Origin of the sequence: Ereboglobus sp. PH5-10 (assembly GCF_029504735.1) — a bacterium.
Taxonomy (GTDB): domain Bacteria; phylum Verrucomicrobiota; class Verrucomicrobiia; order Opitutales; family Opitutaceae; genus Ereboglobus.
The window spans coordinates 168163-191754 of record NZ_JAQFIP010000001.1 but is presented as its reverse complement, the minus strand read 5'-3'; the positions used below and the strand labels follow the sequence as shown (position 1 = coordinate 191754).

Here is a 23592-nt window from a genome sequence, read left to right as displayed (position 1 = left end):
TTTATCTGGAAAATGATACTCTGCACGGGGTTGAATGGCCTGAAAGTGCTTGAAACGTCATTTTCGCGCAAAGAGAGTAATCAGGTTCTTGGCTGTCGCCACGCGCCATTTTTCGGCGCTGTCGCGGCGCTCAATATCCCCGGTCTGAATCCCAATAAATAGAATCCAAGCAATCGAAGTTTTCTAAAAGTTATCATGAAACCCGCATCCAAACCCACGCGCAAAGCTCCCATCCTTCCCACCTCCCGACGCAGCTTTTTTAAGGAAGCCGCCGCCGCCGCCGGCGTCCTCATGCTGCCGGGCTCCACCGTCCTGCACGGCCAAAACCTCTCCTCCTATGAAACGGGCGGATTCATATCCAAGGACGGAAAACTCGACACGCACGAGCACCAAGTCGACCTCTGCGTTGTCGGCGCCGGCCTCGCCGGCATGTGCGCCGCCATCGCCGCCGCCCGCCGCGGCGCGAAAGTCGCCCTCATGCACGACCGCCCCGTCCTCGGCGGCAACGCCTCCTCCGAAATCCGCCAGTGGATTGTCGGCGCCGGAACCCGCGTCCGCGACCTGCAGGAAACCGGCATCATGGAGGAAATCCTCGTCGAAAACATGTATCGCAACCCGAAGCGCAACTTCGCCATCTGGGACAGCATCCTCTACGAAAAAGTCCGCTTCGAGCCCAACATTGACCTCATGCTCAACTGCTCCTGCTGCCAGGCCGAAATGGACGGCAAGACCATCAAAAGCATCACCGGCTACCAAACCACCACGCAACGCTGGCACAAAGTCAGCGCGCCGATCTTCATCGACTGCTCGGGCGACAGCATCCTCGCCCCGCTCACCGGCGCCGATTACCGCTTCGGACGCGAAGCCGCCGAGGAATTCGGCGAGGAGTTCGCCGTGGCCAAGGCCGACAAAAAAACGATGGGCATGAGCATCTTGTTTCAAGTGCGCGAAACCGAGCACCCCGTCACCTTCACACCCCCCAAATGGGCCCACGTTTTCAAGACCGACGCGGAAATGAAAAACAAGCCCCACAACATCTACGCCATCAACACCAACCTCTACTGGGTCGAGCTCGGCGGCGAGCAGGACGGCATCGGCGACACCGAGGAAATCCGCGACGAACTTCTCAAAATCGCCTTCGGCGTCTGGGACCACATCAAAAACTGGTGCCCGCAGAAAAACGCCGCGAACTGGGAGCTCGAATGGATGGGCTTCCTTCCCGGCAAACGCGAAAGCCGCCGCTACATCGGCGACTACATGCTCAAGCAGCAGGACGTTGAGAAACACCCCGTCTTCCCCGACACCATCGCCTACGGCGGCTGGCAGATCGACGACCACCTCCCGGGCGGCTTCGCGATGGACTCCGTTGACGGCGAAAAACACCTCCGCAAACGCCGTCTCTCCGAGCCCTACACGATCCCCTACCGCTCGATCTACTCGAAGAACATCAAGAACCTCATGTTTGCCGGGCGCAACATCAGCGCCACGCACGTCGGCATCGCGACCACCCGCGTCATGGGCACCTGCGGCATCCTCGGGCAGGCCGCCGGCACCGCCGCGTGGATCGCCGTGCAAAACAAACTCACCCCGCGCGAGGTCGGAAAAACCAAAATCCGCGAAATCCAAGCCGCGCTCATGGAGGACGACTGCTTCCTCCCCGGCTTCAAGCGCGAAATCTCCCCGCTCTCCAAGCAAGCCGAACTGAGCTGCGACTACGGCGATTGCTCGCAACTGCACAACGGCATCGACCGCCGCATCTGGGGGCGCGACAACGGCTACTACGGCAAAACCAAAAAAGCGATCACCTACACCTTCAAGAAGCCGACCAAAATCTCGCAAGTGCGCCTCGTCTTCGACAGCGACCTGAACCGCGAACACACGGGCGGCAATCCCGACGGCGTCCTGACCTCGTGGGTGATGTTCCACCCGCTTTCGCACAACAAGACGAGCTTCGGCTTCCCCGGCTGCATGATAAAATCCTACCGCATTGAGGCGCGTGTCGGCGGCGAGTGGAAAACTGTTTACGAGACCGACGAAAACTACCACCGCTTCGTCCGGCTCGACGTCAACGTCACCGCCGACGCCGTGCGCTTCATCCCGTTCGCCACGCACATGAGCGCGAAAAAAATCAACGACTACGGCAGCTCCACCGCCCACCTGTTTGCGTTTGAGGTGAGGTAACCCTCGGGGAATCTCCAATGCGCGCGAATGAAAAGGTAGCACAGACATTCCTGTCTGTGCCGTGCGCATTTAAACCCCCAACGGGGTTTCATTCCATAGCCCGGGGCTGGCGACAAAGGAGCCTACCCTGGGTATTCAATTTTAGAATACACAACCCTGAAAGGGTTGCGCAAAGCATCCCAATTCCCCGATTATGCAACCCCTTCAGGGTTGAATGTATTATTTCTCCAATACCCAGGGTGGCCTTTGCTTCGCCACGGCAACCCTGGGCTGTCTTATGGAAGCCTTTCAGGCTTCGAAACCGCTCGCGCCACTCATTCATTTCGATTTGCATCGCCTTGCATCGACTTAATTCGATTTAAGTCGATGCTTCGCGGTTCAGCCGGAGGCTTCGCCCTGCCCAAAGTCCCGAAAACCCAGCCATGAACACCCGCCCAAACTCCGCCCAACCCACACGCCGCGACTTCATCACCAGCGCCGCCGCGCTCACCAGCCTGTTCCTGCTTCCCTCCGCGCTTCGCGCCACACGCACCCCGCCCAAGCCCGTCTTCGTCGCCGGCAAAAACGGCGGCCTCTTCAGCGGCCCCAACACGCCGCAAAACCCGCGCTTCATCGCGCATCGCGGCAGCCATTCGCTCGCGCCGGAAAACTCGCTGCCCGCGCTGGAGGAAGCCGCCAAGCGCGGCTTCTGGGCCGTCGAAAGCGACGTGCGCCGCACCAAGGACGGCATCCTCGTCTGCCACCACGACGCCACGCTCAAAAAAATGTTCGGCGTCAACGAGCGCGTCGCAAACCTGACATGGGACGAAATCAAAAAACTCACCTACACCCGCGGAAATGGACGCGAGAATTATCCCGCCGCGCGCCTCCGCATGCCGCTCTTCGCCGAGTATATTGAAATCTGTCGCGACCACGGAAGCGTCCCCTTCATCGAGATAAAAGACGACGTGACTGCCGAGGCCGTCCGCATGGTGTGCGACATGAAAATGGAGGAGCGCTCGGTCATATCGAGCAGCAAGTTTCCGCACATCGAGGCGGCGCGCGCGGCGAGCAAAAAAGTGTTCCTGCATCACATATTCAGCGACGAGGAGCACATGCAAAAACTCGTCCGCCTCGGCCACGCCGGCGTCTCGCACAAGCGCACCGAACTCGACGACATCTCCGCCGCGCTGGTCGAAAAAACGCACGCCCTCGGCCTTCGCGTCTGCCTCCGCGCCGGCGACACAAAGGAAACCGTCCTCAAAATGCTGGAACTGGGTCTCGACTACATCCCCACCAACAAAATATTGGAAATGTGACCCGTAGGGGCGTCGCTTGCGACGCCCGGCTTGCATCCGTGTTAATTCGCGCAATGCCAGGCCACTCGCGAACTCATAGGCGAGGTCAAAAACAAACTGCAAAAATCATTTTAGAAACAGAAACCGCAGATAAACGCAGATGAACACAGATATTAAAACCATCGGACTCCGAAATCCGTATCTGCGTCCATCTGTGTTCATCTGCGGTTAAAAAAATAAGGACAACACAACACGCGCATCCCTATGAAGTCGCCCTCCCGCAAAACCAACCCATCAAACACCCCGCTCCGCAACGACGGCACACACTCGCGCCGCGCCTTTTTGTCCGATTGCGCCAAGGGCATCGGCGGAGTCGCCGTCGCGGGACTCGCCGCGCCCTCGCTCCTCGCGTCTCCCGCCGGAGCATCGCGACAAGCCGCCGCCCCCGTCGCCGGCGAATACGACGTGGTCGTTTGCGGCGGCGGCCCTGCCGGCTTCATCGCCGCCGTCGCCGCCGCGCGGGGCGGCGCGCGCACCGCCCTTGTCGAGCGCTACGGCTTTCTCGGCGGCATGGCCACGGCCGGCCTCGTTTCCCCCATCAGCGTCTTTAATCTCAACGGGCACCGTGTCATCGGCGGCATGCCTTGGGAATTTGTCGAAAAACTCTCCGCCATCGGCGGCGCCGGAGTGGACCTCCCCCGGGGCAATGTCACCTTCTGCCCGGAAAAATACAAACTCGCCGCCCAGCGCATGGTCGTTGACGCCGGCGTCACCCTCTACCTTCACAGCTACCTGACAAGCTGCCGTCAAAACAACGGCACATTGTTCCACGCCGTCATCGAAAACAAAAACGGCGCGCAAACCCTCGCCGCCAAATATTTCATCGACTGCACCGGCGACGCCGACCTCGCCCTCCGCGCCGGCGTCCCCATGCAGCCCGCCCCGGAAAACCTTCAGCCCGCCTCCCTTATTTTCATGCTCGGCAACGTGGACACCGACGCCATTCCGCCAAACCGCCTCCGTCACGGACGCCCCGGATCGCAGGACACCGACTTCCGCGCCATTCTCCAAAAACTCTCCAAGACCCAAAAAATCCCCCTCTTCGGCGGCCCCTGGTATAACAGCACCCTGTCCAAGGGCGTTGTCGTTGTGAACATAACCCGCACCGCCGCCAACATGGCCGACAACCGCGAGGCCACCGAAGCCGAGTGCCGCCTGCGCGAAGACGCGCACGTTTTCGTTGACCTGCTCCGCAAGCACGCTCCCGCCTTCCGCGACGCCGTGCTTCTCACCACCGCCACGCAAACCGGCATCCGCGAAACCCGCCGCATCCTCGGCGCCCACACGCTCACCGGCGTCGAATACCTCGCCGCAACCAAGTTCCCCGACACCATCGCCCGCGGTTGCCACCCCGTTGACATCCACTCAAGCAACAGCGCCCGCCAGCGCGCCGAATACCTCAAGCAACCCGGCAACGTCCCCTATCGCTGCCTGCACTCCCCCGGTTTCCCGAATCTTCTCGTCGCCGGACGCCCCTTCTCCGGCGATGAAGTCGCCTCCGCCTCCGTCCGTGTCCAGGCCTCCGCCATGTGTCTCGGCCAAGCGGCCGGTGCCGCCGCCGCCCTCTGCCTTGCCGATAATCGCGATGTTTCGCAGGTAAACATCACCCGCCTTCGCGAAACGCTAATCCAGTCTGGCGCCATTTTGGACTAAACTTCGGACATGCTCTAAAAACTAAGCCAAACCAACCGCGGTTAAAAAACGAATGGCAGAAAGCGAATGCCGGCACGCGCACCGATATAAGCTGAAACCCCGCAACGCCAAACCGGCAAGCACTCGTGGCGCGCCTTTTTGTTCGCTTGCGCCAAGGGCATCGACGGAGTCGCCACCATTCCCTCGCTTTTCGCCATAACCAGCGCAATTTGGGGCTTTGCGCGCGCGCGGTTTGGTGTTCAATTCGCGTGCTATGTTTACCGGTATCGTTGAAGAAAAAGGTCGTGTCGTTTCGTTTGTCCAGGGCAGTGCCTCCTGGCGCTTAAAACTGTCCGCAAAAACCGTCATCGAGGGCGTCGCGCACGGCGACAGCATTGCGGTCAACGGTTGCTGCCTCACGGTCACCGATTTCGACGCTGCGGCGGGAACGGTGGAGTTCGACGTGCTCGAGGAGACGCGCCGCCTCACGAGTTTTTCGGCGCTCAACGCGGGTTCCGCGGTGAACCTTGAGCGCAGCCTGCGTTTTGACGGAAAAGTCGGCGGGCATTTTGTCACCGGCCACATCGACGGGCTTGGCGTGATTGAGATTTTTGAGAAGCGCGGCAACGACTACTACATGCGCGTTCGCGCCCCGAAGGGCAATGGCCGCTACCTCGTGAGCAAGGGCAGCATCGCGATCGACGGTATTTCGCTGACGGTCGCCGAAGTTGAGGATGACTCGTTTGCGGTGTGGCTCATCCCGACGACGATCAACGTGACCAATCTTTCGGAAAAACACTCCGGCGATCCGGTGAACCTGGAGTTCGACCTGCTCGGCAAATACGTCGAGAAGCTGACCGCGTTTCACTCTGGACGCGCCGGTTGATCGGACGCACAAACGACACCGACCCATGCGCGCCACACTCAACGCGATCGCCGACGAACTCCGCCGCCTCAAGGCAGGCGGCGTGAAGGATATCGTCGTGTCGGGCGAGACGATGGTGGCGTTGCGCAACGCGGTCGAGGCGCGCGCGCCGAAAGCACGGACGGAGCAACCCCAAGTCGCGTCCGCGCCGGTTGTTTACTCGCAACTGCGCCAGCCCGCGGCGCGGCACACCGCGCCCAAAAAAGCCGAGCCGAAACTGCCGCCCCCGCCGGCGGTCACGCTGCCCGAGGGCGACAAGAAAACGCGCTGGGACGCGCTGCTCAACATGGTGACGACCAACCCCGTCTGCCTCGAACGCGTGCGCCCCGAAAAAAAAGTCGTGCTTGGCGTGGGCAATCTCGACGCGAAAATATTTTTCTGCGGCGAGGCTCCGGGAGCGGAGGAGGAAATCAAGGGCGAGCCGTTTGTCGGGCCCGCGGGGCAGCTGCTCACGAAAATGATCCAAGCGATGGGCGTGAAGCGCGAGGATGTTTACATCGGCAACATCATGAACTGGCGTCCGGATTTGCCAACGCCGCCCGGCCGCGAGCAAATCGGCAACCGCCCGCCGACCGAGGAGGAGATGCTTTACTGCATGCCGTATCTGCGCGCGCAACTGGAGGTCGTGAATCCCGAATTGATCGTCGCGCTCGGGGCGACGGCGGCGAAGGCGCTGCTCGGGTTTGACAGCTTTACGACGCTCGGTTCGATACGCGGTCAGTGGAAGGAATTCGAGGGCAAGCCGCTCATGGTCACGTATCATCCATCGTTCATTTTGCGCACCCCGACCAACCGCACCAAACGCACGGTGTGGGAAGATTTCCTGAAGGTCATGGAAAAGGCGAACATGCCGATCACGGACAAGCAGCGTGGGTATTTCTTGGGGAGGTAGGGGCCTTCCCGGACGCGATTCATTAGCCTCATAAGGTTTTTTCTCATCGCACTTTGGTGGTTGATAATGGCGCATGGCCACTCAAACGGGAGCCTTGTTTCACAAGGCGTGAAATAATAAGTAAGTCGTAAAAACGCTATGTGAAAGCGGTTTGGGCGTGGCGTTTTTCATGGATTGTCCCGGCGCGTAACCTTTTTGCCGAATCGCGGTCTGTTTCGTTTTTGATTTTCCACACAACCATGTTTTTTCGATTCAGATTCCATATGCTTTTGCGCGCAATGCGGCCAGTGCTGTGCGGCGTTGTCGTGACGACCGCCGCATCGTCGGCCGTTGCACAGGATGCGTTTGATTTTGAAAAATTGCGGGAGCGCGCCGCCGCGCTGGCTGCCAAGCCTTACGTCGCTCCGCCATCGCGCGTGCCGGAGGCCTTGAGGCGGCTGAATTACGACGAATACCGGCAGATCGCCTACAGGGCGGATCATGCGTTGTGGGCGCGCGATGATATTCCGTTTCGCATGCAGTTTTTTCATCCGGGGTTCATCCAGTTGCACACGGTGCGGATCAACGAGGTCGTTGACGGCAGGGCGGCGCGGATTCCGTTTTCGGCGGAGGCATTTGACTATCGCGGCGCGGCGCGGGCCGCCGGTTCCGGGCTTCCGGCGGACATGGGGTTCAGCGGATTGCGCGTGCACAACCAACTCAACAAGCCCGGCGTGTGGGACGACTTGGTTGTGTTTCAGGGCGCGAGTTATTTCCGCGCGCTGGCTAAGGGCTCGCATTACGGGCTTTCCGCGCGAGGGCTGGCAATCGACACCGCCGGGCCGGGCGGCGAGGAGTTTCCGGTGTTCGAGGAATTCTGGGTCGAGCGTCCCGTGGCGACTGCGAAGGGGCTGCGCGTGTGGGCGCTCATGGACAGCCCGAGCGTGACGGGCGCGTATCAGTTTTTGATCACGCCGGGCGGCGTCACCCTGATTGAGGTTGACGCGGTGATTTACCGGCGCGCGGCGAAGGCGGAGGGGCGGCAGGTTTTCGGAATCGCGCCGCTCACGAGCATGTTTTGGTTCGGCAAATCGAGCGCGATGCGTCCGGATGATTTGCGTCAGGAGGTGCACGACTCGGACGGGCTTTCGCTGCACACGGGAGCGGGCGAGTGGCTGTGGCGTCCGCTCGACAATCCGCGCGCGGTGAGTGTTTCCAGCTTCTCGGACGAGAATCCGCGCGGCTTCGGGTTGATGCAACGCGAGCGCGATTTTGAAAATTACCAGGACATCGAGGCGGCGTATCATTTGCGGCCGAGCGTGTGGGTGGAGCCGGTTGGCGACTGGGGCGGGGGAGAGGTGCGCCTCGTTGAGTTGCCCACGCCGGACGAGACCAACGACAACATCGTCGCCTTTTGGGCGCCCGCCACGCTGCCGCCCGCGGGCGAGCCGTTGCGCGTGTCGTATCGGATGCACTGGTTCAACGAAGCCGGCGGAAACACACCCGCGCCCGGGACGGGAATTGTCGTTTCCACGCGCCAGGGAAGATCGTTCACGCACGAAACAAATCTGCGGCGGTTCTGGGTTGATTACGGCGGCGGCGCTCTGGCGAAGCTGTCCGCCGGGGAGAAGGTGGAGGCGGTTGTGACCGCGGGCGACGGTGCGAGGGTCGCGCATGTGAGCGCGGAAAGAAATCCCCACAACAACACGTGGCGCGCCGCGTTTGCCATTGCGCCCGACGGTTCCGGAAAGCCCGTGGAACTGCGGTGCTTCCTGCGCAACAACCGCGGCGGGGCGCTCACCGAAACATGGAGTTACCTGTGGAATCCGGAGACGCGATGAACGACCTGCTGCCGGAGGGATTTCGCCCGCGCACCGGCTCAATCGAGGCCTGGAACGCCGCCTATGCGCGCGTGGAGGATTATCTGCGTGCGCACCGGATTCACTCGCGCCTGCACCAGAGCCGGTTGATCCAGGCGATTCTCGAGCACGCCGCGAAACGCCATGAGCGGAATCCCTCACTTGATCCCACCACGCTTGCCGCCGTGGAAACCGAGGCGTGGATGGATCGCTGGTTCGGCGCGGTGTTCGCGGGCTGCGACGTTCCCGGGGAGCGGCTGGCGGCGACGGGCCGCGTGGCGCTGCTGCTCACGAACGGCGCGACCAAGTGGCCGTATTCATTCCTGGATACAGGCAAAATCCCGGAGGAGTTCGCGAGGGCCATGCGCGAGAGCTCGATCACGGCGGGGCCGAACATGGCGGTGTCGAGCATGGTGCCGAGGCCGATTGACCTGGGCGTGATCACCGGGGCGGCGGGCGAGACATTGGAGCGCATGGAGCGCTGGCCGGTTTTGAAAACATGCGCGCTCTGGATTTTCTTCGCGGCGGTCTTCGCGGGCATCTTTTTGTTCACCCGGTAAGGCGGGTTTTTATCGCATGACAATAACTTCGCACGAACTGAACGCTCCCCGAAAAATCGCGCGCCGCAGGCGTGTGTTTTTCACGCTCGTCTTCATGATCACGGGCGCCGCGACGTGGCTCATGGCCGATCTGTTCTGGCGTTTCGACGGGCGGCTCACCCCGCTGGAGTGCGCGATGCTTGTGTTGTTTGTGATTTTGTTTGCGCAGATCGCTCTGGGGTTTGTGACGGCGCTGACCGGCTTTGTCATCTCGATACGGGGCGGTGATCGCCGGCAGATTGCCAATACCATCGCGCCTGGCGAATCTCCGCAACTGGCGGGCACGGCGGTCGTGATGCCGGTGTTCAACGAGGATGTGAGCCGCGTTTTTGAGGGATTGCGCGTGGTGTTTCGCTCGTTGCAGGAGACGGGGCGGCTGGAGCATTTCGATTTTTTCATCCTCAGCGACTCCAACCAGCCAAACCAGTTGGTTCAGGAGGAGGTGGCGTGGGTGGAGCTTTGCAAGCAGGTCGGGGGCTTTGGGAAAATTTTCTACCGCAAACGCCGCCAGCAAATTAACAAGAAGGCGGGCAATGTGGCCGATTTTCTGCGCCGCTGGGGAAGGAAATACCGCTACATGGTCGTGCTCGACGCGGACAGCATCATGTCGGGCGACGCGCTGGTGAAACTCGTCGCGATGATGGAAAAAAATCCCGGAGCCGGCATCATCCAGACCGCGCCGCGCCTCGTGAACGGCGAGACGCTTTATGCGCGCCTGCAACAATTCGCGAACCGGCTTTACAGCCCGCTGTTTCTCGCGGGGCTGAATTTTTGGCAGCAGGACTCGGGCAACTACTGGGGGCACAACGCGGTCATTCGCGTGCAGCCGTTCATCGAGCATTGCGGGTTGCCGGAGTTGCCGGGGCGCGAACCGTTTGGCGGACGCATCCTGTCGCACGATTTTGTCGAGGCCGCGCTCATGCGCAAGGCGGGCTGGCAGGTGTGGCTCGCGGGCGACATCGAGGGCACCTACGAGGAGGGGCCGCCGACGCTGATCGACAGCGCCAAGCGCGACCGGCGCTGGTGCCAGGGCAACATGCAGCACAGCTGGCTGCTGCTGGCGAAAGGGTTCAGGCCGGTCAACCGCCTGCATCTGCTCATGGGCGTGATGGCGTATGTGTCGTCGCCATTGTGGCTGTTGTTCATGATGCTCGGCACCGTTTATGCCTTTGGTGTCGCAAACTCGCACGGGCGGGCGATGGGGGAGTCGTTCGCGGGCGCGCTTGCGACGCGCGGCGACGCGTTGGTTTTTGGCATGCCGGTGCAGGCGGCGGAGGCGCTCGCGCTCTTTTTGCTCACGATGGTGATGCTGTTTGCGTCGAAGTTCATGAGCGTTTTCCTGACGCTGAAAAATCGCGATGCGGCGGAGTCGTTTGGAGGGAGAAAAAATCTCGTCGCGAGCACCCTGCTGGAGGTTGTGCTCTCGGTGTTTCTGGCGCCGGTCAACATGCTTTTCCACAGCAAGTTTGTCGTTTACACGCTGCTGGGGAAGGGCGTGTCGTGGGTCACGCAGAAACGCGGCGGCGATGACGGCACCGACTGGCGCGAGGCGATTATCACGCACGCGCCGCACATTGTCTTTGGTTTGGCGTGGGGCGCGCTGGCGTTTTACATCCGGCCGGTGTTCTTCTGGTGGCTTTCGCCGGTGCTGGCCGGGATGGTGTTTTCGATTCCGATTTCGATCGGCCTGGGAAAACTGCGCTTCGGGCGCGCCGCGGCGGAGGCGGGATTGTTTCTCACGCCCGAGGAAACGCGCCCGCCGTATGAACTGCGCCGGTTGCGTTTGAACTTGGAGGAATGTTACAAACAGATGCGTCCGCTGGATGTGTTGCGCGCCGACCACGGTTTGCTTCAGGCCGTGCTCGATCCGTATGTGAACGCCGTGCATGTTTCGATGTTGCGGCAAAAGGAGACGAGCAGCGAGGAGGCGCGCGAATACTTTGCGCGTTTGCGCGAACGACTTCTTTTTGAGGGACCCGGGGGGCTTGCGCAGAAGGAAAAAGTCGGCCTGCTTTACGATGCGGAATCCATGATCTGGCTGCACCGCGAACTCTGGCGGCGCCCGGCGCGCGACCTTGCCGAATGGTGGCGGCTCGCCGTGCGCCAATACAACGTGCTCACAACCACTCCCGTGACGGCGTTGTATCGCTGATGGCGCGCTTAGAGCGAAAACAGCGCGGTTTGATCACAATTGAAACGTCCCGCACTGCGCGTTTTGGCGCATCCAGTGATCGACGAGCACCAGCGCGGCCATTGACTCGACAATCGGCACCGCGCGCGGCAGCACGCACGGGTCGTGACGTCCGCGACCGGTCAGCTCGGTTTGCGCGCCGCGCGCATCGACGGTTTTTTGCGGCAGCATGATCGTGGCGGTCGGCTTGAATGCCACGTTGAAAAAAATCTCCTCGCCGTTGCTGATGCCGCCTTGCACGCCGCCGGAGCGGTTTGTCGCCGTGCGCGGTTTTCCGTCCTGCGAGATCCATGCGTCATTGTGCTCGGAGCCTTTCAACAGCGTTCCCGCAAAACCGCTTCCGATTTCAAAACCTTTCGACGCGGGCAGCGAGAGCATCGCCTTCGCCAGGTCCGCCTCCAGCCGGTCAAACACGGGCTCGCCCAATCCGGCGGGAACGCCGTGCACGCGGCACCGAATCACGCCTCCCACGGAATCGCCCGCGGCGCGCACTTCCTTGATGCGCTCGATCATCGCCTCCGCCGTCGCCGCGTGCGGGCAGCGCACCGCGCTGGCCTCGATTTGCGCGGGCGATGGAAACGGCATTTCCGAAAGCACGGTTTCCGGTATTGCGAGATCCTGCACACGCGCAACGAACGCGCGGATTTCGACGCCTTTGGCTGACAGCAGTTTTTTTGCGATCGCGCCGGCCGCCACGCGGCCGATTGTTTCGCGCGCGGAGCTGCGTCCGCCGCCGCGGTGATCGCGCGCGCCATATTTCGCCTGGTAAGCAAAATCGGCGTGCGACGGGCGGAATTTTTCGCGCATCTCGTCGTATGCGCCGGGGCGCTGGTCGGCGTTGCGCACCAGCATGGCGATTGGCGCGCCGGTTGTTTTTCCCTCGAACACGCCGGATAGGATTTCCACCGCGTCGGCCTCGTTGCGCGGAGTCACGATGTCGCTTTGCCCCGGACGCCGCCGGTCGAGTTCGGCCTGGATTTCCTCCGCTGTGATTGGCAGAAGCGGCGGGCATCCGTCTACCACCACGCCCACGCCCGCGCCGTGGCTTTCTCCCCAGGTCGTAATCGTGAACATCTTTCCGAAACTGTTTGGCATCGTGTCGATAAACACACCCGCCGCGGCCCCGCTTCGCAAGATTCAAATGGCAATCGCGGGCGCGACGGGGGGCTCTTGAAACAATGCAAATTTGGCCGGCCTCGTTTTTGAAATGCGACGGGAAAGTGTGATTGCGAATCGTGGCTTGGTCCGCGCGGACACTGGCCCGGTTCTTGCTTCAATGCATGGATGAAGTCCGTAATCCGCCAAAGCTCGTGCTTGAGTTCCCGTCCAAAAAACCTCATCAGAAACCCTTTCGCATATCCTCGTTCCGCATTCCGATCTCCGCACCACACTTCCCACATGAGCGTAAGCCCAGCACGATTAAGCGCGATCTCAGCCGCCAACAACTACCGCGTCACCGCAACCGTGGCCTTCAATGAAAGCCACACCGCCGAGTTGTTTGGTCGCAACGTCTTCACCGACGAGCTCATGCAGGCGCGCCTTCCCAAGGCCATTTACAAATCGCTCCGCAAAACCATCGAGACCGTCTCGAAGCTCGAGCCCGCCGACGCCGACGCCGTCGCCACCGCCATCAAGGACTGGGCGCTCGAACGCGGCGCGACGCACTACGCGCACGTCTTTCAACCGCTCACCGGACTCACCGCTGAAAAACACGACAGCTTCCTCGAGCCCGACGGCAAGGGCGGCGCCGTCGCCGAGTTCTCCGGCAAGCAGCTCATCCTCGGCGAATCCGACGCGTCCTCGCTGCCCTCAGGCGGCATTCGCGCCACCTTCGAGGCGCGCGGTTACACGGCGTGGGATGTCACCAGCCCGTGCTATCTTCTCGAAAATCCCAACGGCGCCACGCTTTGCATCCCGACGGTTTTTGTCTCGTGGACCGGCGAGTCGCTCGACCTGAAAACGCCGATCCTGCGCTCCGCCGAGGCGCTCGACGAACAGGCGCGCCGCATCCTGAAACTTTTCGGTCACACCGATGTGCCCCTCGTCACGCCGACCGCCGGCCCCGAACAGGAATATTTTCTCATCGACCGCAATTTCTTCCTCGCCCGTCCCGACCTCATGACCGCCGGGCGCACGCTCTTCGGGGCGCGCCCGCCCAAGGGGCAGGAGTTTGCCGACCAATACTACGGGGTCATCCCCGAGCGCGTGCTCGCCTACATGCACGAGTGCGAGGCCGAGCTCTACAAACTCGGCGTGCCCATCAAGACGCGCCACAACGAGGTCGCGCCCTCGCAATACGAAATCGCGCCCGTTTACGAAAACGCCAACGTCGCCGCCGATCACCAGCAGCTCACGATGATCGTCCTCAAGCGCGTCGCCCGCAAATACGGCTTCGAGTGCATCCTCCACGAAAAGCCCTTCTCCGGCGTCAACGGCTCCGGCAAGCACCTCAACTGGTCGCTCGGCAACAGCGTGCAGGGCAACCTTCTCGATCCCGGCGCCACGCCGCACGAGAACATGCAGTTCCTCGTTTTCTGCGCGGCGATCATTCGCGCCGTCCACCGGCACAGCGGCCTGCTGCGCGCACTCGTCGGCTCGGCCAGCAACGACCAGCGCCTCGGGGCCAACGAGGCCCCGCCCGCGATCATGTCGATCTTTCTCGGCGCGCAACTCTCCGACGTTTTTGAGCAGCTCAAAAAAGGCCGCGCCTGCTCCTCCCAAAAGGCGGACACCATCCAGCTCGGCGTTGATTCGCTCCCCGTTCTCCAGCGCGACACCGGAGACCGCAACCGCACCTCGCCCTTTGCCTTCACCGGAAACAAATTCGAGTTCCGCGCCGTCGGCTCCAACCAGTCCATCGGCGCGCCGCTCGCCGCGCTCAACACCATCGTCGCCGGCTCGCTCAACCGCATCGCCGACCATCTCGAAAAAAGCGTCGCCGGCGGCAAAAAACTCGAGGACGCCGTCTCCGAGGTCCTGACCCAAATCGCCAGGGAAAATGGCGCGGTCATTTTCAACGGCAACGGCTACTCGCCCGACTGGCACCGCGAAGCCGAGAGCCTCGGCCTGCTCAACTTAAAAACCACGCCCGACGCCGCCGTGTGGATGGTCGCGCCCGACACCGTCGAGTGTTTCGAGCGCATGAAGGTGCTCACCAGGCGCGAGCTCGAATCGCGCCGTGAAATCGCGCTCGAGCAATATTGCAAGGCGATCAATGTCGAGACGCGCATCGTCATCGAAATGGCGAGCACAAAATACATCCCCACCGCGCTGCGCTACCAAACCGAGCTCGCCCGGAACATCAACGAACTCAAGGCAGCCGGCGCCGCGCCCGACACCCGTCTCTTCGAGCGCGTCAGCATGCTTATCGCCGACCTTCAAGACGAACTCGGCAAGCTTACCGCCATGCGCGGCAAGCAGGCGACACTGCCCGACCTGCTCGCCGAGGCGCAGCACTATTGCAACGAAGTCCTCCCTCAACTCAACACGATCCGCCAGGCGGTTGACGCCCTCGAAACCGTGTGCCCCGACGACACCTGGCCCGTGCCCACCTACGAGGAAATGCTGTTCATCAAATAAGGCCCCGGCCTTTTGGCGAACATGAGTTGGGCGCTCTTTTTCCGAAGGCGATCAACATCATGGCGCAAAAAAACGCGCCGGGCATTTCATCCGGCGCGTTTTGTTCTGAATGGCTTTTGGGCGGGGCTGCCTACTCCGTCTTGGCGGGGATGCGCTCAATAACCAAGTTGCGGAAGGTGACGGCTCTGTTGGCGTAATACTGAAGGCCGATGCGGCCTTCGCCGACCATTTCGGCATACGCCTTTTGGAATTTGTTCTTGCTGCCGTCCGGGTTCTTGCCGGCTTCCTTCCACTTGGAGAGGTCGATGTTGATCACCCGCTCGCCGTCGATCGAGACTTGGAGCTTCGGCCCCTGGGCGATGACGGTGGCGTGATACCAGCGGCCGGGTTCGATTTCGAGCTGGCGGCTCGGCGCGGCTATGTCAACCACGGCGCCCATGGCGTATTTCGGGTTTTTGTTCTCCCCTTGCTGGATCTGCACCTCCATGGCGTTTTGCACCCATTTGGAAATGTCGGTGCAGCGCAGGATGATGCCGCTGTCGCCTTTTTCCGCGCAGCGGAAGTCGAGGTTCAGTGCGAAGTCGCCGTATTTTTCCTTTGTCCAGATGGTGCCGTTGGCCTTGCCGGTGAGCACGCCGTCAACGAATTCCCATGTGCCGGCCTTGAACTGGGCGTTGGAGAGGTTCTTGTCGAAGAGGGGCTGGGCGTTGGGCCAGCGCTCGGTGTTGGCGGGGCGTTTCTTGGCCCAGGTCTTGGAGATGTTTTTCTCGTTGACGTAGCCGGCGGGGAGCACGCGGCCGTTGCGCAGGTCGTCGTCGCTGGCGGCGAGGGCGCGGTGGAACCAATCGGCGCAGAGCGCGGTTTCGGCGTCGAGTTGCGCGACCGGCACTTTGTTTTCGTATTCCATGTAGGCGATGCCCTTGAAGCCCTGGCGGCGCAGTTCGAGGATTTGCAGGGCGGCGTCGCCCGCGCCGGTGCCCCAGGGCATGTCCTTCGCGGCTTTCACACCGCGCTCGGTGAGGTCCTTGAAGTGCAGCGAGACAAGGCGGCCCTCGGCTTTGCGGAGCGTGGCGACGGGGTCGTAACCGCTGCGCATCCAGTGGCCGGTGTCGGCGCACAGTCCCATGCTTTTTGCATGGGGCGCGGCGGTGGCGAGGGCGAATTCGGGGTCGGCGTAAACGGTTGGTTCCGCGTGGTTGTGGATCGCCGCCTTGACGCCGTATTCCTCGGCGAGTTTGGCGATGAGCGGTATGACGCCGGTGTCCTTCGGCTCGACGGCGACGTCGCGCAGGCCCATTTCCTTGGCGAAGGCGAAGATTTTGCGCCACTCGGCCTCGGTCTTGCCGTTGACGACGCCGTAGCTGGTGAGGTTGAGCTTGCGCTTCTTGAAGAGGCTGCGAACCTCGGCCTTGGCGGCGTCGCTCATATTGTGCCCGAACTTTTCATCGACCTTGGCGGAGATTTTGTGCCCGGGATAGGCTTGGATGTTTTTGATTTTCATCGCGACCGCCCGATCAAGCGCGTCCTCGAGGGTGAGGTTGAATTGTTTCGTGCGGAAGGTGTAGGACTGGAGGCCGAGTTCGATGTCGCCGGAGGCGGCATTGAGCGAGGCGTGAAGGGTGAGGAGTGAAAGCAGAAGCGCGGAGAGCGCGAAGAGTTGTTTTTTCATGATGAATTTTGATGTTGCGTTGTGTTTGTCGTGGTGAGGACCGGAGGGCCGGGCTGGATTTCAGCTCTTCAGCCTTTCAGTCCTTCAGCCTTTTAATACACGCGGTAGTTTTTGTTGATGAGGATTTGGGCTTCGGGCATTCCGGTGCACACGGCGCGGGTGGCGTCCCATTGGATGGGTTTGCCGGTGCGCAGGGCGAGGTTGCCGAGCGAGACGAATTCGGTGAGGCCGGCGGCGTGGTCAACGATGTTGGAGCCGGGGGCGTGCGCGCCGCCTTGGATGGCGTCGAGCCACTCGCGGTATTGGTTGGCCTTGGGGATGCGGCGGATGGTCCTGGCCGGGCGCTTGGTGAACTCCTTCATTTTCGATTCGGGCAGGAGTTTGACGGATTCCGAGTAATCGCTGGGCGAATACATGATACCCTTGTCGCCGTAGTAGAGCGTGCCGCCGGTGCTGAGTTTGCCGTCGTCGCCGAGTTCCTTGGGGGCGGCGGGTTTGCGGCCGCCGTCATACCAGACGTATTTGACGGGCGCGCGGGAGCCGCGCGCGGGGAATTCGTAGGTGATTGTGGAGGCCTTGGGGCCGCAGACGACGGAGCCGCCCTCGGCGTCGGCGGTGACTTTGCAGTCGCCGTTGAGGTCGAGCGCCCAGTAGGCGGCGTCCATGATGTGGCAGCCCATGTCGCCGAGCGCGCCGCAGCCGTAGTCCCAGAAACCGCGCCAGTCGAAGGGGGCGAGGTTGTGCGTGTAGGGGCGCACGGGGGCGACGCCGAGCCAGAGGTTCCAGTCGAGCGTGTCGGGGCTGAGCGCATAGCGCGTTTTTTCGGTGTCCTTGGTGGGCCAGGGAACGTCCTGCGGCCAGATGGGACGGCGTCCGGGAACGCCGGGGCGGTTTGTCCAGCTGTGGATTTCGCGCACGGTGCCGATGACGCCGGCATCAATCCATTCCTTGGTGAGGCGCGTGCCTTCCTTGGCGTGGCCTTGGTTGCCCATTTGGGAGACAATGCCGTGTTTTTGGGCGGCGGCTTTCAGGATGCGGGCCTCGCCGATGGTGTGCGTGAGGGGTTTTTCAACGTAAACGTGCTTGCCGCGTTCGATCGCCATGAGCGTCGCGGGGAAGTGCATGTGGTCGGGCGTGGAGACGGAGACGGCGTCGATTTTGCCGTCCATTTCCTCGAGCATTTGGCGGAAGTCGCGGTAGCGGGGGACGTTCGGGTGTCCGTAGAACGCGCGCGAGCCGCGCTCGAAGTGCACGTCGCAAAGCGCGGCGATTTCGCCGCCGGCGTCGATAATGCCGGAGAGGTTGCTGTAGCCGCGGCCGCCGATGCCGATGCAGGCGACGCGGACTTTGCGGTTGGCGGAGACGAGGTTTTTATACGGGGACTTCGCGCCGGCGGCGGCCCAGGCGCGCGAGATGAACGGGGTGCCGAAGGCGACCGCCGCGGTGGCCGTGGCTGCGGTTTGGAGGAAGCGGCGGCGCGAGAGCGCGTTGGGCGTCGCGGATGTGTTTTTGGTATTGGAATGTTTCATTGTAGGGATGTGTTTTTCGGAGAGTTATTTCTTTTTCGGAGGCGGCGCGTAGGGCGGCGGGGGAAGATCGGGAATCGGCGGCGGCGGCGGGAAGGAGAGTTCGCGCACCCAGATGTTGCGGAAGGAGACAAGGTCGCCGCCGTGGTTTTGGAGCGTGAAGGGCAGCTTGTCGGCGTGGGCCTTGTAGGCGGGCAGGCCGCGATACTCGGTGGGGCCGCGCAGCTCGGTGGCGTGCTGGACGACCACGCCGTTGTGGATCGCGGTCATGCGCGCGGGCGAGGCGAGCGAGCCGTCGGCATTAAAGCGCGGCGCGATGAACACGATGTCGTAGGTTTGCCATTCGCCGGGTTTGCGGGATGCGTTCACCAGGGGCGGAAATTGTTTGTAGATCGAGCCGGCCTGTCCGTTGGGGTAGGTCGGGTTTTCGTGGGAGTCGAGCACTTGCAGTTCGTAGAGCCCCATGATGAGCACGCCGCTGTTGCCGCGGCCCTGGCCGGACTTCTTTACCACGGCGGGCGAGCGCCATTCGAGGTGGATCTGGACGTCGCCAAACGAGGCCTTGGTGCGCAGGCTGCCGGTCTTGGGCACGACGGTCATGGAGCGTTCCGCGGGGTCGAGTTTCCAGCGCGGCGCGGCGTTTTTCTTGTCGGTCGATTCCCACGCGTCGAGGTTGGTGCCGTCGAAAAGCACAATGGCGTCGGACGGAATGCCGGTCGTCGCGGGCACGCTGATGACGGGCGGAACCGGCTCCCATTGTTCGGTGAGTTCGGGCTTTGGAAGCGGCGGGAGCTCAGTTGCGTTTTGTTGCGCATGCGCGACAAGCGCGCACGCGAACAAGCTCATGAGGGCAGGGATGCGTATTTGCATAAGAAGCGAAAAATTAGCGCGAAAAATAACTATCCACGGCGAATAAGGGCGAGGTGAAAAAGCGCGAATATTTAGTCACATGTTTTGCAGCTCGTAACTCAAAATACTCAGGGCGTAAACCGCCGCAGTTTCGCAGCGCAGCACAAGCGGGCCGAGCGTCACCGGCGCGATGCCGGCGCCGCGCGCCGCGTCCATTTCCGCCGGGGAAAAATCGCCCTCGGGGCCGATGAGCCAGAGCACGTTTCGGGGCGCGTTGTTTTCGTGCGCGGCGCGGAAGTCGGCGAGGATGGTTTTGAGCGGGCGCGCGCCGTCGTGAAGGCTGGCGATGAGGCGCAGGTCGAAGCCGGCCCCGGGGGTCGCGCTTGCGCGCATGAACGAGGTGGCGTTTTGCACGGGCTGGATTTCGGGCAGCCAGGGATTGCCGCATTGCTTGGCGGCTTCGAGCGCGGCGACGCGCCACTTGTCCGTTTTTTTGTCCTCGCGCTTGGTGTCGAAGTGGACCTGGGTGCGCTCGCTTTCGAGCGGCACGATGCGCGCGGCTCCGATCTCGGTGGCCTTGCGCACGATGGCGTCCATCGACGGCCCCTTGGGCAGCGCTTGCGCGAGTGTGATGCGAAAGGGAAACGCGGCGGCCTGACGCGATGAGAGGACTTTGAGCACGGCGGCGTTTTTGGAATCGCGCGCGAGTTCGCAGGTCCATTCGCGTCCGTGACCGTCGAATGCGATCACGGGATCGCCGCGGCGGGCGCGATTGACCGCGACGAGATGATGCGACTCCTCGGCGGAGAGCAAAAGCTCCGTCGCGTTCGCGGCATCAGCCGGGCTTGGGCAATAGGAACGAAAATCGGGCACGGAAAAAGTAGAAAGCAGAAATTAGGAATTAAGAAGTCAGAAAATTGCGGGTGCCTGTAAATGTTGGTTCCATTGCGCATGCGCCGTTGCCATTGATTTGGACTTCTTAATTCTTAATTCATACTTCTTAATTTTTCACATGGCTTCCTCCTGGCTTCATCCGCGCGACGAACTCGTCGAAACAATGCGTCGCATCTATCGTTACAAGATGACCACCACCTCCGGCGGCAATCTTTCCATCCGCGACGCCGACGGCGGCATTTGGATCACGCCCGCGCGCGTGGACAAGGGGCGGTTGAATTCCTCCGACATTGTTTGTGTTCGCCCCGACGGCACGCGCGAGGGGTTGCACCCGCCGTCGTCCGAGTTTCCCTTTCACCGCGAAATCTACCGCAGGCGGCCCGACATCAAGGCCATCGTGCACGCGCATCCCGGCGCGCTCGTGGCGTTCAGCATTTGCCGGTTGATTCCGGACACGCGGGTGCAGGTGCTCGCGCACGCCGTCTGCGGCAAGATCGCCTATGCCGCGTATGCGTGCCCCGGCAGCGAGGAGCTCGGTCGCAACATCGCCGAAACCTTTGCGGGCGGCGCCGATTGCGTGATGCTCGAAAACCATGGCGTTGTGATTGGCGGGCGCGATTTGAAGGACGCGTTTCAACGTTTCGAAACACTCGAATACGTCGCGCAGACCCTTTGCAAGGCCGCCGCGCTTGGCAAAATCAACACGCTCACGGATGAGCAGCTCGTCGAGCGCGCGCTGCCCGGGCTGGCCGAGCTTCCCCACGCCGAGCCGACCAGCCGCGAGAAGGAGCTTCGCACGCAGATATGCGATTTTGTGCAGCGCTCCTACAGGCAGCGCCTGCTTACCAGCACCGTCGGATCATACTCGGCGCGGTTGGCGGGCGATGAGTTTGTCATCACGCCGCGCCGCCGGGACCGCCTCGAGCTCGAACCCTCCGGCGTGGTGCGCGCCACGATCAATGCCTGCGAGGCCGGCAAGCGGCCCAGCCGCGCGGCGCTTTTGCACGCGCTCATTTACCAAAAAAATCCGGATGTGGGCGCGGTCATCAACGCCCAGCCCTCTCATGCGAGCGCGTTTTGCATGACCGACGCCGCCCTGAGCACGCGCACGATTCCGGAGAGTTTTATCATGCTCAACGACGTGCCGCGCCTGCGTCACGCGTGTGTCGTCGCCGACGCGGAAACAATCGCCGCGCATGTGTCGCTCGCCAAGCGCCCCGTCATCCTCATCGAAAACGAGGGCGCGCTCGTGGTCGGCAAAAACGTGCTCGACGCGTTCGACCGGCTCGAAGTGCTGGAGGCGACATGCGAGGCGCTTTTCCTCAGCCGCCCGCTCGGCCCGCTTGTCCCGATGCCGGACGCGGCGATCGACGAGTTGAAAAAAGTTTTCGGTGTCGAATAAACGGGCGCGCCGCCGCCCGCGTTGGTTTGTTCAAACGCCCCGGGGCTTTCTTACTGTTGGCCGTCCGCGGGGTTGACGCTTTGCGCGGCGGTCGAGCACGATGCGGGCACTATGAGACTTGGTGTTCGCGCGCATGATTTTGGGAAGATGCAACTCGACGAGCTGGCACGGCGGATCGCCGCGCACGGTTTGTGCGCGGCGCAGTTTGCGGCGGTCAAATCGATTCCGGATTTCGACCCGGACGCGGGACGCGTGAGTCCGGGGCTGGCAACCCATGCGCGCGAGGCGTTTCGCGCGGAGGGCGTTTCGATTGCGGTGCTGGGATGCTACATCAACCTGGGGACGCCGGACGAGGCGGACGCGCGTTTTCAGATGGGGCGATTCAAGGAATACCTGCGCCATGCGCGCGATTTTGGATGCGGCATGGTGGGGACGGAAACGGGATCGGTGCGCGCGGATTTTGTGTTTCACCCGGACAACCACGGCGAGGCGGCGTTTCAACGCGTGCTTTCGCGCGTGCGCGAGCTGGTGCGCGAGGCGGAAAAATTTGGCGTGTTCGTGGCCGTCGAGGGTGTGACGTCGTATGTTGTCAACAGCCCAAGGCGCATCAAACGGCTGATCGACGAGGTGGGGTCGAACAATTTGCAGATTATTTTTGACCCGGTGAACTTGGTGAACGCGGACAACCACAAAAATCAGGACGCGATCATCGAGGAATCGTTCGCGCTGTTCGGCGAGCGCATCGCGGCGTTTCACGCGAAGGACTTTGTCATCACGCCGGAGGGCGAATACAAACAGGTCGCTGCGGGGACGGCGGGCGGGCTGCTGAACTACCCGTTGTTTTTTAAACTGGCGAAACAGCACAAGCCTTGGGCGTATGTGCTGCTCGAGGACACAAACCCGGAAACGCTGGCGCGGACGGTGGCGTTTGCCCGGGAGGCGTGGGAGCGCGCGTAGGGGCGCATCCGAAAAACATCCGCGTGGACGAGGGCGCGCGCAAGGCGCGCCCCTACAATTTCGCGATCAACGCGTCGATGAAGGCGTCGAGGGTGGCTTCGCCCGCCTCGAAATCGACGGGGATTTTGTTCTCGCGCATCGTCTCGCTGGTGTGCGGACCGATGCTGCCGTAGAGGGGCTGTTTCGCCTTTTCCCCGCGGCGGAGCGATGCGCCTTGGGCGACGAAGGAATCGACTGTCGATGAACTGGTGAAGAGGAGCGCGTCGGCGCCGTGCTCGCGGTAATCGGCGGCGGCGGGGTTGTCGGCGAGGTTTGTCTTTTCGGTTTTGTAGAGCGGGAGGCGGTCAACAATGGCGCGGGCGTCCCCGAGTTTTTGCACGAGTGTGTCGCGGTTGAGATTGCCGGTGACGACGATTACCTTGGCGCTGTCGAGGCTGCCGGTGTCGATGAGCGCGTCGGCGAGGGCTTCGCCGGTGGCGGTCTTGGGCATGCACTCGACCTTGATGTGGTGTTTTTCGATTTCGCGGGCCGTGGCGCGCCCGACGCAGGCGAAGCGCAGGAGGCCGAGAGAGCGGATGTCGTCGAAGCCCTTGAAAAATTGCTCGAAAAAAATGCGCGCGCCGTTGGCGCTGGTGAAAACGATCCAGTCATAGCTCCCGAGTTCGGCGAAGATTTCGACGAGGGCGTTTTTGTCGATGGCCGGGGTGACGGTGATGAGCGGGATGTCGAGCACCTCGGCGCCGAGGCTTTCGAGTTTTTCGCGGAGCCCGGCGTTTTGCGCCTGCGTGCGCGTGATGACGATGCGGCGCTTGAGAAACGGCTGGTTGGTGGTGCTGGCTTTGGACATGGAAGTTCACCCAAGAGCAACGCGCGGCGGATTCAGGGCAAGCGGATAAAGTTGGGTTTCGTGGGAGTAGGCTTGTTTTTCGCTGAGTCGGTTGAGGTTCCCTAATAAAATAGATATAAGTTCTTTTAGTGAAGGGCTCAAACATCTCATCGGGAAAAATTTCTTCCCCGCTGTTCACGCATCTAAATGAGTAACCTTTTTTACGAAGGTGCGAAAAAATTGAATGAAGAAGAAACAAATTTAGAATCAAGGATTGGAGCGCATCCACCCCATA

17 protein-coding genes are annotated in these 23592 nt (G+C 61.9%); 11 read left to right on the top strand and 6 right to left on the bottom strand.

The annotated features are described in order from the left end of the window. The first annotated feature begins 195 nt into the window (after window positions 1-195). The 8 genes from M2447_RS00805 to mdoH all read left to right on the top strand — a co-directional run bounded on the left by M2447_RS00805 (window position 196) and on the right by mdoH (window position 11556). On the top strand, window positions 196-2181 hold the full coding sequence (locus M2447_RS00805) for an FAD-dependent oxidoreductase (RefSeq protein WP_277556936.1): 1986 nt from the start codon (window positions 196-198) through the stop codon (window positions 2179-2181). A gap of 422 nt (window positions 2182-2603) precedes the next feature. Further along, window positions 2604-3479, top strand: coding sequence for a glycerophosphodiester phosphodiesterase family protein (locus M2447_RS00800; protein WP_277556934.1), 876 nt, complete (start codon window positions 2604-2606; stop codon window positions 3477-3479). Window positions 3480-3722: 243 nt separating this feature from the next. Continuing rightward, entirely contained in the window at window positions 3723-5171 is a 1449-nt protein-coding gene (locus M2447_RS00795; RefSeq protein ID WP_277556932.1) for an FAD-dependent oxidoreductase, read from the top strand. Between the two features lie 253 nt (window positions 5172-5424). Further along, the gene (locus tag M2447_RS00790) at window positions 5425-6036 is read left to right on the top strand and encodes a riboflavin synthase (RefSeq protein WP_108826518.1); all 612 of its coding nucleotides are present in this window, start codon (window positions 5425-5427) and stop codon (window positions 6034-6036) included. A 25-nt stretch (window positions 6037-6061) separates the two neighbouring features. Then, window positions 6062-6967: a uracil-DNA glycosylase gene (locus M2447_RS00785; protein WP_277556931.1), complete on the top strand. Its 906-nt coding sequence runs from the start codon at window positions 6062-6064 to the stop codon at window positions 6965-6967. A gap of 263 nt (window positions 6968-7230) precedes the next feature. After that, window positions 7231-8787: a glucan biosynthesis protein G gene (locus M2447_RS00780; RefSeq protein ID WP_277556930.1), complete on the top strand. Its 1557-nt coding sequence runs from the start codon at window positions 7231-7233 to the stop codon at window positions 8785-8787. After that, the gene (locus M2447_RS00775) at window positions 8754-9365 is read left to right on the top strand and encodes a hypothetical protein (protein WP_277556929.1); all 612 of its coding nucleotides are present in this window, start codon (window positions 8754-8756) and stop codon (window positions 9363-9365) included. The genes M2447_RS00780 and M2447_RS00775 overlap by 34 nt, the downstream gene beginning before the upstream one ends. 16 nt (window positions 9366-9381) lie before the next feature. Then, the gene (mdoH, locus tag M2447_RS00770; protein WP_277556928.1) at window positions 9382-11556 is read left to right on the top strand and encodes a glucans biosynthesis glucosyltransferase MdoH; all 2175 of its coding nucleotides are present in this window, start codon (window positions 9382-9384) and stop codon (window positions 11554-11556) included. 33 nt (window positions 11557-11589) lie between these two features. Here mdoH and aroC read toward each other — a convergent pair whose 3' ends face one another. Continuing rightward, window positions 11590-12690, bottom strand: a complete 1101-nt coding sequence (gene aroC, locus M2447_RS00765; protein WP_277556926.1) for a chorismate synthase — start codon at window positions 12688-12690, stop codon at window positions 11590-11592. 303 nt (window positions 12691-12993) lie between these two features. Here aroC and M2447_RS00760 point away from each other — a divergent pair, with 303 nt between their 5' ends. Then, window positions 12994-15174 carry a glutamine synthetase III gene (locus M2447_RS00760; RefSeq protein WP_277508282.1) on the top strand — a complete coding sequence of 727 codons (2181 nt, stop codon included), beginning with the start codon at window positions 12994-12996 and terminating at the stop codon, window positions 15172-15174. 130 nt (window positions 15175-15304) lie between these two features. Here the strand turns inward: M2447_RS00760 and M2447_RS00755 are convergent, their stop codons facing one another. The 4 genes from M2447_RS00755 to M2447_RS00740 form a co-directional block, all read right to left on the bottom strand. Beyond that, complete coding sequence (locus M2447_RS00755) at window positions 15305-16843, bottom strand: family 16 glycoside hydrolase (protein ID WP_277556925.1); 1539 nt, start codon at window positions 16841-16843, stop codon at window positions 15305-15307. Between the two features lie 92 nt (window positions 16844-16935). Next, window positions 16936-18372, bottom strand: a complete 1437-nt coding sequence (locus tag M2447_RS00750; RefSeq protein ID WP_277556924.1) for a Gfo/Idh/MocA family oxidoreductase — start codon at window positions 18370-18372, stop codon at window positions 16936-16938. Between the two features lie 24 nt (window positions 18373-18396). After that, window positions 18397-19239: a DUF1080 domain-containing protein gene (locus M2447_RS00745; protein ID WP_277556923.1), complete on the bottom strand. Its 843-nt coding sequence runs from the start codon at window positions 19237-19239 to the stop codon at window positions 18397-18399. A gap of 75 nt (window positions 19240-19314) precedes the next feature. Next, window positions 19315-20091: an RsmE family RNA methyltransferase gene (locus M2447_RS00740; protein WP_277556922.1), complete on the bottom strand. Its 777-nt coding sequence runs from the start codon at window positions 20089-20091 to the stop codon at window positions 19315-19317. A gap of 139 nt (window positions 20092-20230) precedes the next feature. Here M2447_RS00740 and M2447_RS00735 point away from each other — a divergent pair, with 139 nt between their 5' ends. Together M2447_RS00735 and M2447_RS00730 are read left to right on the top strand one after the other, a co-directional pair. After that, window positions 20231-21514: a class II aldolase/adducin family protein gene (locus M2447_RS00735; protein ID WP_277556921.1), complete on the top strand. Its 1284-nt coding sequence runs from the start codon at window positions 20231-20233 to the stop codon at window positions 21512-21514. 147 nt (window positions 21515-21661) lie between these two features. Then, window positions 21662-22471: a sugar phosphate isomerase/epimerase family protein gene (locus M2447_RS00730; protein ID WP_277556920.1), complete on the top strand. Its 810-nt coding sequence runs from the start codon at window positions 21662-21664 to the stop codon at window positions 22469-22471. Between the two features lie 52 nt (window positions 22472-22523). On the opposite strand, the gene M2447_RS00725 is transcribed toward M2447_RS00730, so the two are convergent. Continuing rightward, window positions 22524-23318, bottom strand: a complete 795-nt coding sequence (locus M2447_RS00725; protein ID WP_277556918.1) for a uroporphyrinogen-III synthase — start codon at window positions 23316-23318, stop codon at window positions 22524-22526. Window positions 23319-23592: the final 274 nt, after the last annotated feature.

Excerpts from the sequence above, each read along its gene's own strand:
- M2447_RS00730 (WP_277556920.1), top strand. The coding sequence starts at position 21,662 with ATGCAACTCGACGAGCTGGCACGGCGGATCGCCGCGCACGGTTTGTGC.
- aroC (WP_277556926.1), bottom strand. The coding sequence starts at position 12,690 with ATGCCAAACAGTTTCGGAAAGATGTTCACGATTACGACCTGGGGAGAA.
- M2447_RS00755 (WP_277556925.1), bottom strand. The coding sequence starts at position 16,843 with ATGAAAAAACAACTCTTCGCGCTCTCCGCGCTTCTGCTTTCACTCCTC.
- M2447_RS00750 (WP_277556924.1), bottom strand. The coding sequence starts at position 18,372 with ATGAAACATTCCAATACCAAAAACACATCCGCGACGCCCAACGCGCTC.
- M2447_RS00785 (WP_277556931.1), top strand. The coding sequence starts at position 6,062 with ATGCGCGCCACACTCAACGCGATCGCCGACGAACTCCGCCGCCTCAAG.
- mdoH (WP_277556928.1), top strand. The coding sequence starts at position 9,382 with ATGACAATAACTTCGCACGAACTGAACGCTCCCCGAAAAATCGCGCGC.
- M2447_RS00735 (WP_277556921.1), top strand. The coding sequence starts at position 20,231 with ATGGCTTCCTCCTGGCTTCATCCGCGCGACGAACTCGTCGAAACAATG.
- M2447_RS00775 (WP_277556929.1), top strand. The coding sequence starts at position 8,754 with ATGGAGTTACCTGTGGAATCCGGAGACGCGATGAACGACCTGCTGCCG.
- M2447_RS00800 (WP_277556934.1), top strand. The coding sequence starts at position 2,604 with ATGAACACCCGCCCAAACTCCGCCCAACCCACACGCCGCGACTTCATC.
- M2447_RS00745 (WP_277556923.1), bottom strand. The coding sequence starts at position 19,239 with ATGCAAATACGCATCCCTGCCCTCATGAGCTTGTTCGCGTGCGCGCTT.
- M2447_RS00805 (WP_277556936.1), top strand. The coding sequence starts at position 196 with ATGAAACCCGCATCCAAACCCACGCGCAAAGCTCCCATCCTTCCCACC.
- M2447_RS00760 (WP_277508282.1), top strand. The coding sequence starts at position 12,994 with ATGAGCGTAAGCCCAGCACGATTAAGCGCGATCTCAGCCGCCAACAAC.
- M2447_RS00795 (WP_277556932.1), top strand. The coding sequence starts at position 3,723 with ATGAAGTCGCCCTCCCGCAAAACCAACCCATCAAACACCCCGCTCCGC.
- M2447_RS00790 (WP_108826518.1), top strand. The coding sequence starts at position 5,425 with ATGTTTACCGGTATCGTTGAAGAAAAAGGTCGTGTCGTTTCGTTTGTC.
- M2447_RS00780 (WP_277556930.1), top strand. The coding sequence starts at position 7,231 with ATGCTTTTGCGCGCAATGCGGCCAGTGCTGTGCGGCGTTGTCGTGACG.
- M2447_RS00725 (WP_277556918.1), bottom strand. The coding sequence starts at position 23,318 with ATGTCCAAAGCCAGCACCACCAACCAGCCGTTTCTCAAGCGCCGCATC.